This is a genomic window from Bacillus jepli (assembly GCF_047238305.1).
In the GTDB taxonomy this organism is placed as follows: Bacteria; Bacillota; Bacilli; order Bacillales; family Bacillaceae_L; genus Ferdinandcohnia.
In genome coordinates this window covers 560,169-572,316 of record NZ_JBDFMO010000001.1, presented here as the reverse complement: position 1 = coordinate 572,316, position 12,148 = coordinate 560,169, and the positions used below count along the sequence as shown (strand labels likewise).

Sequence of the window (12,148 nt, the reverse complement as noted above, 5' to 3'; positions counted from 1 at the left end):
CTTTACCGTTTAATGTGATGCATCCTGTAGGAGTAAAGCCTTTGCTTCCGTTTCATGTAGATGACATCTTGCACGTTGGCCATTTCCGACATCTAGTAAACTAGGAGCAACTTCTCTACACTTATCAAATGCATATGGGCATCTTTCTGCAAAATGGCAGCCCTTTTTAATAGAACCCGGGATTGGCACACTGCCAGGTATAGAGAATAGACGGTCTTTTTTAGTTCGAACGTCTGGAACAGACTCGATAAGCCCTTTTGTATAAGGATGCTGAGGATTTTTAAAAAGGGACTTAGTATCGCCTTCTTCAACAACCTTACCTGAATACATAACGGCTATCCTGTCACACATTTCCGCAACGACTCCAAGGTCATGTGTAATCATAATGATAGAAGTATTCGTTTCTTTATTTAGCTTTTTCATCAACTCCAGGATTTGAGCCTGGATGGTCACGTCAAGGGCAGTGGTTGGCTCATCCGCAATCAAAATTTCAGGTTCACAGACCATTGCCATCGCAATCATGACTCTTTGACGCATACCCCCGGATAATTGGTGAGGATATTCATCTATTAATTCGTTTGCCCTTGGAAGTCCAACAAGGTTTAACATCTCAATTGCTCTCATTCGGGCTTCTTTTTTCGAAATCTTATTGTGTATTAAAATAGCTTCAATTAATTGATTCCCGATTGTGAATACAGGGTTTAATGATGTCATTGGCTCTTGGAATATCATTCCGATTTTATTTCCGCGAATTTGTCTCATTCGCTTTTCCTTTGCGAGAACAAGATCTTCTCCGTTAAATAAAATTTCACCGCCAACTATTTTTCCTGGATGCTGCACGAGTTGCATGATAGAAAGAGAAGTTACACTTTTACCGCAACCAGACTCACCGACGATTCCAAGGATCTCACCTTTTTTTAAGTAAAGATCAACCCCGTTTACAGCAGGAATTTGTCCACTATCAGTAAGAAAGTGGGTTTTTAACCCTTTTATTTCTAGAATAGTATCTTCCATAATATCCACCCCTTTCTATATTGGGATACTAATTAAAATTTTTGTAATATATTAATAACAAAGTATAATTATACACCTCGCAATCAGAATTTCAAGAAAAATAAATCGATTAAAAATGATATAAATCTTTTAATAGAGAGAAAAATCGCTTTATTATCATAATGAAATCGCTTAAGTAAATTTTATTGTTATTTCAGAATAAAATATTATGTTAATATTTAATATTATTAGAAAAGTATTAAAATGAAAAAAGGAAGGAGACGAAGGGAGGAGGACAAAAAAATCCCCTTATGTTTCGGATACATAAGGGGTTTGCTTTACTTATTTAATTCTGCGCCATTTTGAATTCTAAGAAAAGCTGGTTGTAGATGGCCAGATTCTTTTTGCCTAGGTTTTCATAAACTTCGAGCCTCTCTGTAAGCTCAGGTGACGGGTAGAATCGCTCATCAGTCACCATATCTTCAGGCATATATTGCAGTGCTTCTTTGTTTGGCGTAGAGTAGCTCACATATTCTGTGTTTTGCGCTGCGACTTCCGCATCCAACATAAAGTTAATGAATTGGTGGGCACCCTCAATATTTTTCGCGGTCTTTGGAATCACCATATTATCAAACCATAGGTTCGAGCCTTCGCTTGGCACCACATAGTCGATATCTTCATTTTCCCACATTATGTCAGCAGCATCACCTGACCATACAATCCCAATTGCCGCCTCTTCATTTTGGATGAGGACTTTTCCTTCGTCACCAACAATGGCTTTGACATTTGGTGTAAGAGTGACGAGTTTTTCTTTCGCTTCTATTAAGTGATCAAGATTTGTATCATTGAGTGAATACCCAATAGAGTTAAGCCCCATTCCCATGATTTCTCTAGCGCCGTCGACCAAGATAATTTCATTCTTTAAGGAAGGATCCCAAAGGTCATTCCAACTAGTAAACTCTTTTCCGTCAAGCATTGTTGGATTAAACACGATTCCAACGGTTCCCCAGAAATACGGAACAGAGTATTTATTGCCTGGATCAAAAGCAAGATCCATGAAACGCTCATCAATGTTTTTTAAATTTGGAAGCTTCGAATGATCAAGAGGGATAAGCAAGTCCTCTTGGCGCATTTTATCAATCATATATTCAGATGGAACTGCGATATCATACGTTGTCCCACCTTGTTCAATTTTTGTCATCATCGCTTCATTGGAGTCAAAGGTTTCGTAAATGACCTTGATTCCAGTTTCCTCTTCAAAGCGGTCAATTAATTCTTCGTCAATATAATCTCCCCAGTTATAAATCGTCAAGGTGTTCCCACTTGCAAGGCCTTGAGACGAATTTAAATAATGGATCAGATAAAGAAGACCAGCTGAGACAAGCACGATTGTTAAGAAAGCACGGATGAGTTTCGTCATTTCCGAACCCCCAATCCACGTGTATTACCACGTTGTGCGATAAAGTAATAGCCGACAGCAAGCAGCATTGTGAAGATAAATAATAGAGTAGACAATGCATTAATATTTAATGAAATTCCGCGGCGTGCAAGCGAGTAGATTTCAACGGAAAGCGTTGAGAAACCATTGCCTGTCACGAAAAAGGTAACTGCGAAATCATCAAAGGAATAGGTTAGTGCCATGAAAAATCCTGCGAAAATCCCTGGTGTAATATAAGGGATAATGACCTTTGTTAAGACTTGCCACTGGCTTGCCCCAAGATCCTTTGCTGCGTCGATTAAACTTGGGCTCATTTCCTTTAATTTAGGTAATACCATGAGTACGACAATTGGAATACAGAAGGCGATATGTGAAAGCAGTACAGAATAAAAGCCTAATTTAATTCCAGCCATAGTTAATAAAATAAGGAAAGATGCACCAATGATAACATCTGGACTTACAATTAAAACGTTATTTAAGGACAATAACGTATTTTGAGTTTGTCTTTTTCTCACAGAGTGAATCCCAATTGCCCCAAGCACCCCGATAATCGTTGAAAAGAGTGCCGATAGCAAGGCGATCACAAATGTATTTAACACAATGATGAGTAATCGTGTATCTCCAAATAGCTCCTTATACCAATCCAAGGTAAAACCCTCGAAATTGTTCATCGTGCCGCCACTATTAAAGGAGTAATAGACCAAATAAAAAATCGGTGCGTATAAAATGAAGAAAATAATAAATAGATATACTTTTGAAGAGATGGTAAGTTTATCTCTCATTTTTAGCACCTCGTTTCTTGCGGTTTCCAGTCACTACCATAATTAGTACCATGAAAATAATAAGGAAGACAGCAATGGTCGAACCCATGCCCCAATCCTGTGTGACGAGAAACTGTTGTTCAATAGCAGTACCAAGTGTGATCACTTTGTTTCCTGCAATTAATCGAGTAAGCATGAATAATGATAGGGCAGGAATAAAGACAACCTGGCATCCTGATTTTACACCCTGAATCGTTAATGGAAAAATGACACGACGAAACGTTGTCCATTTTGATGCTCCAAGGTCTCTAGCAGCGTCCAATAGACTTGGATTTAACTCATCTAATGAGTTAAAGATAGGTAAAATCATAAATGGAATAAAAATATAAACAGATACAAACACAAAGCTGAAATCAGTAAATAATAACTGTCTAGAGCCGATACCCAGTACTTCAAGAATCGCGTTGGCAGTTCCATAGGCTCCAAAAATCCCAATAAAAGCATATGCTTTTAATAGAAGATTGATCCAAGAAGGAGCAATGATGAGAAGCAACCAAAGATGTTTATGCTTCGTTCTAGTGATTAAATAGGCTGTAGGGTATGCGACCAATAATGAGACAGCTGTTATTAAAAAGGCATACCAAAATGAGCTTAATGTCATCTTTAGATAAGTTGGTGTGAAAAATGTTTTGTAATTTATTAATGATAGATTTCCCTCTATATCAAAAAATGAATAATAGAGAACAAGTGTAATCGGAGCAATAACAAATACAAGAATCCATAGTGCATAAGGGATAAAATATATATTGCGAGTCAGCTTATTTTCCATGGCTTTCCCCGTCCACATATGCCTCTAAGCGACGATCATATTCTTCCTCTGTTTCACCAATCCGCATAACATGAATCGCCTCTGGATCAAAGTAAAGTCCGATTTCATCGCCAACTTTAGCTTTCTTTGTAGAGTGTACAAGCCACTCATTTCCATCCTTATCAAAGCCGCAAATTTCATAGTGAACCCCTCTAAAAAGCTGAGAATCTACAACAACTTGAAGCTTTCCTTTTTCAACAGAGGTTATTTCTAGATCTTCAGGACGGATGACAATTTCAACAGGCTCATTGTCTGAAAAACCTTGGTCAACACAATCAAATGTCTTTCCAACGAATTCAACTAAAAAGTCTCGATGCATTTTTCCTTTTACGATATTCGATTCTCCGATAAAATCAGCGACAAAGCGATTGATGGGTTCGTCATATATATCGATAGGGGTGCCACTTTGTTGTATGTCTCCTTTATTCAATACAAATATCTCATCAGACATAGCAAGTGCCTCCTCTTGGTCATGTGTGACAAAGATAAAGGTAATACCAAGTCGCTTTTGAAGGTCACGGAGTTCATATTGCATTTCTGTACGGAGCTTTAAATCAAGTGCTGACAATGGCTCATCCAATAAAATAATCTCAGGCTCGTTCACAATCGCTCGAGCAATTGCCACACGTTGTCTTTGACCACCCGACATTTCTCTAATTTCGCGGTTTTCATAGCCAGTAAGATTGACAAAGCTTAGGGCTTCTTTCACTTTTTTATCGATTTCAGATTGCTTCATTTTTTTTATTCGTAAGCCAAAGGCAACATTTTCATATACATTAAGATGTGGAAATAAAGCATAATCCTGAAACACTGTATTAACCTGACGCTTATTGGCAGGTGTGGTGTTTACTTTTTTGCCATTAAAATAAACCTCTCCATCTGAGGGTTCGATAAATCCTGCGATCAAACGCAAAATCGTTGTTTTTCCACATCCGGATGGACCAAGAAGGGTATAAAACTTTCCTCTTTCAATTTCAAAGCTGACATTGTTAAGGACAGGTGGGTCATTGTCATATTGTTTCGTCACATTTTTAAATTGGATAATAGGTATACTGGTCATAGCAACCCCCTTCTTTCTATATAAAATAAGGTAATAGTTTTTGTGTAATCCGGCATAATTATACACGAATCGGCAAAAAATTCAATAACATTCATAAAGTCAAGTGTAAAAATATAAATGGAGTGATCGTATATAGACCGAAAAAAGAATCTAGTAAATTGGTAGTAGGAATAAATTAACATTTTTAGAAAAAGGTGAGGTTAATTTCATTGACCAAATGTGAAAATAGAAATATAATTATAGTACAATTTGAAATAATCTTTCTTTAAAGATAATTGTATAAAGGAAAGGCAAATTCATTGAAAGATGAAGACGCAAAACTATAGGGGCTTAGTCCAGTTGGACATGCCAGCCAGTTGCCGAGTAAAACTCGTATCGTAAGAGCGAAGATTAATCGGTGTGTGATTAGTCTTTTTTTTTATACCATTAAGTATATTGTTGTTACTATTTTACTAGATTTTTGGATAAATTAGCATGTTCAAAAGGAAGGGGAAAAGGACCGCGTCGACGAAACGCCATGACCAGTGCCATTTTCAACCGGTTTTTTGAACATTCTTTAAAAAAATTTGGAAGTGATTATGCATGAAGAAAACCATCCAGAATCTGAACGTACTAAGAAAACTGAGTGAATTAGTCGAAAAGGTTGGTTTCGAAAAGAACCTGATTTCTGACGAAACTCGTAGCTTTTTTGACGAGATTGGTCAGGAACAAGAGGAACAAAAGATTACTAGCACCCTTTTAACCCAACTCCAACAAATGAACGAACAAATGGAAAATATGCATTGGATGAACAAGCATTACCGTATCCTTCATGAATTTGCCCAAATTTGCAGCAAAACTTTAAATGAAAGCGTTCTTCTTCAAAAGTCCTACGAGATGGTATCACGCGTTATGCCAACGGACTCGTTTTATATTGCCCTGCACAATCCTGGTGATGCACAAATTCAAATGATTTTTATTATGGATAACGGTGAACCTGCCCCACCAAGTACCGTGGAGTTTGGTGAAAATTACACATCAAAGGTTATAAAAACACGAGAAATCGTTCACCTCAAGCATCGAAATCAAAACATTGAGTATGATACGAAAATGGGAGAAGGAGAGCAAGACACAAGGTCTTGTTTATTCGTACCAGTTGTGATGGATGATCAAGTAAAAGGTGTCATTTCAGCACAAAGCTATAGGGATTTCGCCTATCGGAAGGAACACGAGGACCTTTTGCAAATGATCGGTGCTCAAGTTATCAATTCGATTGAAACAGCACGATTATACGGAAAAATTTACACAATGTCCCGCACAGACGAATTAACAGGTTTAAAAAACCATCGTGCTTTCCATGAGGATTTAGGACAATTAATTCGAAATGATGATGGCGAGATTACAGTTATGATGATCGATTCTGATGATTTAAAGCAAGTAAATGACCGCTTCGGCCATGATGCGGGTGATTTATATTTAAAAATACTTGCAGACGGCATGAAAACACTTTGCAATGATAAGATGGAAGGCTATCGATATGCGGGGGATGAGTTCATGATTCTTATTAAAACCCGCATTGATTTGGGTGTGAAGGACATCTACTATAAGTTAAACGAGTATTACTCGGAACACCCACTCATCGTTGATGATGAAAAAATCACCGTTTCAATCAGCACTGGTGTTGGTGTCTATCCGTATAATGGAACAACTGTGGATGCGTTGAAGAAGGCAGCAGATCAAGCCCTTTACGCTGCAAAAGAGAATGGAAAAAATCGAATAGTCGTGGCGAATTAAAAAAGCTCATCCATTTGGATGAGCTTTTTTAATTTTAGTTAATATGGGCAATGATGCCTTCTTCATCGTCTAATACAAGCTTGATTCCTGCATATGGGTCTCGATTCAGAAATTCTCCAAGCCATAAACGAATCGCTTCGATTAGGTTTGCCATGATGAGAACCTGTTTGCGATCGTTGACATATGCTTCAGCGGAGAACCCGTAGTCATCATCATACATAAGCTCTACTTCGACTTCTTCTGGCTTTACTTGTTTTTTCAAGCCAATATAAACACAAACCGCATTAATAATTTCTTGTTCAGAAAGAATTAACGTCTCCATGGGTCTGCCTCATTTTTCTTACGATCTCTAATCATCACGAAGATTTTACGAATGATGACAATCAGAACATAAATCGCTATAACGTTAATCATTAATCCTAAAAATGAGCCGAGCATTCCCATTCCACCTAGAAGACCACCAAACAGGAACCCTGCAAGTCCACCAAGCATAAGGCCTTTCATTAATCCACCAGACATGAATCCACCTTTAGGATTTGTAGTAGTAGACTTGTTTGTCACATTATTATCTGCCTTTTTCTTTTGTTGTTGTTGGAAGTTGGATTTATTTGTGTTTCCTATATTATTATTAAACCCTCTCTTACCTGACTTATAGCCTTTTGCTTCAACAGTTGTTGTTTGGTCTTGGAAGACAAAGTTTCCAAGTGGCGAAAGAATCAGAGTAAGTGCTACCATAGCCGCTAAAACCTTTTTCATATAAATGTGTACCTCCATAAGTTAGTATTGATATTTTTACTATTATAACCTAATATCGTGAAATTCTCTTGTAATTCACCTTCCTCAGTTTTCTACTTTATATACGATGATAAAGGGGGAAGGTTTCATTTTATGGATAAAAATGATGTTGGTAAATTGTAACAAAATCATTAAGGCTAAAAGTTTTTCAATAGAAATTTAAAATAAAGAGTTGATATAAAAAATCCCTTTTCAGGTCGTTTTCACTATAGACGCAGGTAAAAGATGGTTTTCTTATCCTAAGGGCTATAAAAATGGTATAGTATATTTGTAGGAATAGAAGGCAGGAAAGAGGATATATAATGAAAACAGAAGTGCAGTTACAAAAAACATCCCTCATAGCTGATCTTAAATCCCTTTTTAAGGCAGGAGTTTTACTAGCGAATGTTCTACCTGTGTTTTCAGGATTTTGGTTAGCCATTTATTTTACGGGTGCATCATTTCAGGAAAATTTAGGATTGTTTCTATATACAATGGTTGGAAGTACGCTCGTTATGGCGGGGGCTCTAATCATAAACAATTGGTATGATGTTGACATCGACACAGTCATGGACCGTACAAAAAAACGACCAACTGTAACTGGTCATTTTTCATTGAACTTTGTATTGGCTTTAGGCATTATTTGTACAGTATTAGGATTCGTTTCTCTACTTTTCACCACCTATGAAGCCGTCTTTTTTACGTTTGTGGGCTGGTTCACGTATGTCATATTGTACACAATGTGGTCCAAGCGCAGATTTACGATAAATACTGTGATTGGGAGTGTATCAGGCGCCGTTTCTCCATTAATGGGCTGGGCTGCTGTTGCACCGATTGATCATACTGTCCCAATTGTGCTCTTTTTGATTTTATTTGTGTTTCAAATGCCGCATACGTATGCAATTGCGATAAGAAAGTATGACGAATATAAGGCTGCAAACGTTGCGATGCTCCCGGTCGTTCGGGGGTTTGAGGTAACGAAGAAACATTTTCTGTTCTGGGTTATTTGTCTGTTTCCACTACCCTTCTTTTTAGGCGAACTAGGAAAGGTTTTTGTCGTCCTTGCGACTTTGCTTAATATCGGGTGGATCATCTTGAGTATTAAAGGTTTTTCTGTCAAGGATGATATAAAATGGGCTCGCTGGAATTTCCTTTATTCCGTGAACTATATCTTAATTATCTTCCTATTAATGGTCATTGTTACATTGCCAAAGTATCTTGGGTGAAATCAATTGAAACCTCGCTGCATTATTGATGTGGCGGGGTTTTTTTCGTTTTTTATACAGCTGTTGAAGGGCGATAGAGGATGCTTCAGTAGAAAGCGGTCTAGAGCACCATCTGCCTCCTAATAAAAGGAAAGTGTGAACCCTCAAGGTGGTTCAGAGTGCCACCAACCTCCTAATAAAAGGAAAGGGCGTACCCTCAAAGTGTCCTAGAGTGCTATCAGCCTCCTAATAAAAGGAAAGGGCGTACCCTCAAAGTGTCCTAGAGTGCTATCAGTCTCCTAATAAAAGGAAAGTGCGAACCCTCAAATTGTTCTAGAGAGTCAAGCCCTTAATTTTGTGTAAAATTAATTCTATGGCTAACAATATTTATCAGGATATTAGATTTATTTGTGTTAAGGGATTGATTTGTATTGGTTGGAAGGGGGTACCCCCTTCCAACCAATACAAATTTCGCGCGCTTCGCGCTCTATCTCTTTTTGATAGGTAGTTTTTTCATCAATTGTTTCTCTTCGTAGTCCATTAATACAGCTCCAATTAGGCGAAAGGCAGATTGAGTGTTAGGAAAAATTCTTATGACTCTTTCTCTTCGCCGGACTTCTTGGTTCAATCGTTCCAATGAATTTGTACTGTGTATATAAGGATGATATGGAGCTGGCTCGTTTAAATATTGGATGGCATCTTCGAAGCCTTCTTCTAAAATTTGTATTGCTTTTTTAAGTTTAGAATTTTCCTGATAGCTTTTTATAAACTCATCCTTAAATGTGCAGGCGTCTTCTCTTGTCACAGCTCCGAAAATTCTTTTTATATCAAAGATTACCTGTGCCATGTTCTTCTTTGGAAGATCCCCCAAAATATTGCGTTTAAAATGGACAGTGCATCTTTGCCAAGAGGTTCCGATGAATTCGCGTTGAATAGCCTTTTTTAATCCTTCATGAGCATCTGATATTACTAGCTTTGGTGATTGTAATCCACGTGATTTTAAATCTTTGAAAAAACCTTGCCATGCATCAAAATTTTCTACATGATCTACTTTTAGACCAATAACCTCTCTTTGATGTTTTTCATTTATAGCAGTAGCAATATAAACTGCTTTCGACACTACCCGGTGATGTTCGCGGACCTTGATGTACATGGCATCAGCGAAAATATACGGATAGTACATGACATTTAATGGTCGATTTGCCCATTGATTCACGATAGGCTCCAGTTTCTCTGTAAGAGATGAGACGAAGGACTTCGATACATTTTCACCACAGAGCTGCTTTACAACCTTAGTTACGTTTCCGGTTGATACCCCGTTTATCACCATTTCTAACATAGAAAGAACGAAAGCTTTGTCACATCGTTCATACTTTTCAAATATGGATGGAGAAAAGTCGCCTTCACGTGTACGAGGAACACGTAAAGTAATTCGTCCATTAGCTAGTAGTAAATCACGCTCATAATATCCATTACGATAATCACGACGGGTAACAGTCCGTTCATAAGCTTCTGCCTGTAGGTATTCATCACGTTCTTTTTCCATTAATTCATTAAGTACTAAAACTATGGAAGCTTTAACAACTGCTTCGATATTAGAATTCATAACAGCATCTTTTAAATTGTCCAAATTAAGGGTAAACTGAAGTTGAGTCAAGATTAATTCCTCCTTATGTTTTCGTCGCTGATAACATTGTGGCCAAATGGAATTAATTTGACTCATTTTCTTTTTACACAATTATACGGACTTAATCTTCTAGAGTGCTGTCAATTTCCTAATAAAAGGAAAACGCACACCCTAAAACATTTCTAGAGCACCACCAATCTCCTATATAAAGGAAAATGTCTACCTCCAATTGTCACAAGATTCTCCTGTTACTTACATTAACCGAGTGAATAACCACAAGAAATTCAATCACATCCCATCCCAAAAACCAAAACATTCGAAAGGCAAATTCAGATGTCACAAAAACTGACCATCAATCGTCTTGATTATAAAGAAAACAGTGGGAGTGAATATTTATGCAAATTGAAGAAAAAACGTGGGATTGTGTCATTATTGGTGGTGGGATCGCTGGGCTGACTGCTTCCATCTACTTAGCGCGGGCTGGAAAGTCTGTGTTAGTCTTAGAAAAATCAAAAACACTTGGTGGGAGAGGGCGAACAACGAATAAAGTGGATTCATATTTAAACTTTGGTCCACATGCGTTGTATTCGAAAGGGAAATCAATAGAAATCTTAAATGAACTGGGCATTGAAATAGATGGAGGCATCGTCCCAACGAAAGGAAAGATCCTTCATAATGACGAAATTTATGATCTTCCAGCCACAGCTATTAGTCTCTTAACAAGCCCATTATTAAATTGGAAAGCTAAGAAAGAGCTGTTTTCTTTTTTCATTAAATATAAGAAAATAGATACAAGTAGAATTAAAAATATACCATTACGTCAGTGGCTGCAGCATAAGATGAAGAATGAAATGGCCAGGCAACTCATTTTAATGCTATCCCGTTTAGCTACGTATTCGAATGAACCAGAACTGATAAGTGCTGGTACAGCCCTAAAACAGCTTCAATTAGGAAACGCAATTTACTTACATTACGGCTGGCAAAGTATGATAAATGCTTTGGAAAAAACGGCAACCGAAGTAGGAGTCCATTTTCGAACAAACCAAAATGTTAAAAAGGTTGATGGCTCATTTCCACAATTCACAGTGCACACAAACGACGAAACGATTACTACCCACCATGTACTATCAACTTCAACTCCTCATGAAACAGCCAAAATGTTTTCAGAACATGAAAACACTCCTGATATAAAAAATAGCATTCCTGTTCAAGTAGCCTGTATGGACCTTGTTTTATCAAGATTACCAAACCCTCAAATTGATTTTGCGCTGGGGTTAGAAGACCCGTTTTATTTTTCAAATCATTCCAGAATAGCGAAATTAAGTGAACGAGACTACCATGTTGTTCATGTTATGAAATATACAAACACTGATGAGAATACAGAAAGAGAACTATACGATTTTATGGATAAAGTCCAGCCGGGCTGGAAGGAGTATGTTGTCTTTAAACGATATCTTCCTAGAATGACCGTTTCAAATGGTTTAGCTTTAGCCAATCAAAGCAAAAGACCATCACCAAAAGTTGACCAAATACCTGGGTTTTATATTGCGGGGGACTGGGTAGGAGATGGAATGCTTGTAGATGCTTCGTTTCAAAGTGCTAGGAAAGCTGCTCAATTAATCCTTGAAAACACACGATAAAAGGTGGTT

The 12,148-nt window shown here is 37.6% G+C and carries 11 protein-coding genes and 1 riboswitch; of the genes, 3 read left to right on the top strand and 8 right to left on the bottom strand.

Annotation, left to right across the window (positions count from 1 at the left end):
• Positions 1–9: 9 nt before the first annotated feature.
• From ABC371_RS02825 to ABC371_RS02805, 5 genes are all read right to left on the bottom strand, one after another.
• Positions 10–1,014 (bottom strand): ABC transporter ATP-binding protein, encoded by a 1,005-nt coding sequence (locus tag ABC371_RS02825; protein ID WP_412895486.1) that lies wholly within the window; start codon positions 1,012–1,014, stop codon positions 10–12.
• Between the two features lie 325 nt (positions 1,015–1,339).
• On the bottom strand, positions 1,340–2,413 hold the full coding sequence (locus ABC371_RS02820; protein WP_412895485.1) for an ABC transporter substrate-binding protein: 1,074 nt from the start codon (positions 2,411–2,413) through the stop codon (positions 1,340–1,342).
• The gene (locus tag ABC371_RS02815; RefSeq protein WP_412895484.1) at positions 2,410–3,213 is read right to left on the bottom strand and encodes an ABC transporter permease; all 804 of its coding nucleotides are present in this window, start codon (positions 3,211–3,213) and stop codon (positions 2,410–2,412) included. Before ABC371_RS02815 ends, ABC371_RS02820 begins: the two co-directional genes overlap by 4 nt.
• Complete coding sequence (locus tag ABC371_RS02810; protein ID WP_412895483.1) at positions 3,203–4,021, bottom strand: ABC transporter permease; 819 nt, start codon at positions 4,019–4,021, stop codon at positions 3,203–3,205. Before ABC371_RS02810 ends, ABC371_RS02815 begins: the two co-directional genes overlap by 11 nt.
• Positions 4,011–5,120, bottom strand: a complete 1,110-nt coding sequence (locus ABC371_RS02805) for an ABC transporter ATP-binding protein (RefSeq protein ID WP_412895482.1) — start codon at positions 5,118–5,120, stop codon at positions 4,011–4,013. Before ABC371_RS02805 ends, ABC371_RS02810 begins: the two co-directional genes overlap by 11 nt.
• A 279-nt stretch (positions 5,121–5,399) precedes the next feature.
• A riboswitch (cyclic di-GMP riboswitch) is annotated at positions 5,400–5,484 on the top strand.
• Between the two features lie 218 nt (positions 5,485–5,702).
• On the opposite strand from ABC371_RS02805, the gene ABC371_RS02800 reads away from it, so the two are divergent.
• Positions 5,703–6,893, top strand: coding sequence for a sensor domain-containing diguanylate cyclase (locus ABC371_RS02800; protein WP_412895481.1), 1,191 nt, complete (start codon positions 5,703–5,705; stop codon positions 6,891–6,893).
• Between the two features lie 34 nt (positions 6,894–6,927).
• Here the strand turns inward: ABC371_RS02800 and ABC371_RS02795 are convergent, their stop codons facing one another.
• Both ABC371_RS02795 and ABC371_RS02790 read right to left on the bottom strand, forming a co-directional pair.
• Positions 6,928–7,215, bottom strand: a complete 288-nt coding sequence (locus ABC371_RS02795) for a YxcD family protein (RefSeq protein WP_136379827.1) — start codon at positions 7,213–7,215, stop codon at positions 6,928–6,930.
• Positions 7,203–7,649, bottom strand: coding sequence for a hypothetical protein (locus ABC371_RS02790; protein ID WP_412895480.1), 447 nt, complete (start codon positions 7,647–7,649; stop codon positions 7,203–7,205). The genes ABC371_RS02795 and ABC371_RS02790 overlap by 13 nt, the downstream gene beginning before the upstream one ends.
• 341 nt (positions 7,650–7,990) lie before the next feature.
• On the opposite strand from ABC371_RS02790, the gene cyoE reads away from it, so the two are divergent.
• Positions 7,991–8,893 carry a heme o synthase gene (cyoE, locus tag ABC371_RS02785; protein ID WP_412895479.1) on the top strand — a complete coding sequence of 301 codons (903 nt, stop codon included), beginning with the start codon at positions 7,991–7,993 and terminating at the stop codon, positions 8,891–8,893.
• A 466-nt stretch (positions 8,894–9,359) separates the two neighbouring features.
• Here cyoE and ABC371_RS02780 read toward each other — a convergent pair whose 3' ends face one another.
• Positions 9,360–10,529 (bottom strand): IS256 family transposase, encoded by a 1,170-nt coding sequence (locus ABC371_RS02780; protein ID WP_412895478.1) that lies wholly within the window; start codon positions 10,527–10,529, stop codon positions 9,360–9,362.
• A 365-nt stretch (positions 10,530–10,894) separates the two neighbouring features.
• Between ABC371_RS02780 and ABC371_RS02775 the strand changes: the two genes are divergently transcribed.
• Complete coding sequence (locus tag ABC371_RS02775; RefSeq protein ID WP_412895477.1) at positions 10,895–12,139, top strand: phytoene desaturase family protein; 1,245 nt, start codon at positions 10,895–10,897, stop codon at positions 12,137–12,139.
• The last annotated feature ends 9 nt before the right edge of the window (positions 12,140–12,148 follow it).

Bases quoted from the DNA above. Each gene is read 5' to 3' on its own strand.
- ABC371_RS02825 (WP_412895486.1), bottom strand. From the start codon at position 1,014: ATGGAAGATACTATTCTAGAAATAAAAGGGTTAAAAACCCACTTTCTT.
- ABC371_RS02820 (WP_412895485.1), bottom strand. From the start codon at position 2,413: ATGACGAAACTCATCCGTGCTTTCTTAACAATCGTGCTTGTCTCAGCT.
- ABC371_RS02815 (WP_412895484.1), bottom strand. From the start codon at position 3,213: ATGAGAGATAAACTTACCATCTCTTCAAAAGTATATCTATTTATTATT.
- ABC371_RS02810 (WP_412895483.1), bottom strand. From the start codon at position 4,021: ATGGAAAATAAGCTGACTCGCAATATATATTTTATCCCTTATGCACTA.
- ABC371_RS02805 (WP_412895482.1), bottom strand. From the start codon at position 5,120: ATGACCAGTATACCTATTATCCAATTTAAAAATGTGACGAAACAATAT.
- ABC371_RS02800 (WP_412895481.1), top strand. From the start codon at position 5,703: ATGAAGAAAACCATCCAGAATCTGAACGTACTAAGAAAACTGAGTGAA.
- ABC371_RS02795 (WP_136379827.1), bottom strand. From the start codon at position 7,215: ATGGAGACGTTAATTCTTTCTGAACAAGAAATTATTAATGCGGTTTGT.
- ABC371_RS02790 (WP_412895480.1), bottom strand. From the start codon at position 7,649: ATGAAAAAGGTTTTAGCGGCTATGGTAGCACTTACTCTGATTCTTTCG.
- cyoE (WP_412895479.1), top strand. From the start codon at position 7,991: ATGAAAACAGAAGTGCAGTTACAAAAAACATCCCTCATAGCTGATCTT.
- ABC371_RS02775 (WP_412895477.1), top strand. From the start codon at position 10,895: ATGCAAATTGAAGAAAAAACGTGGGATTGTGTCATTATTGGTGGTGGG.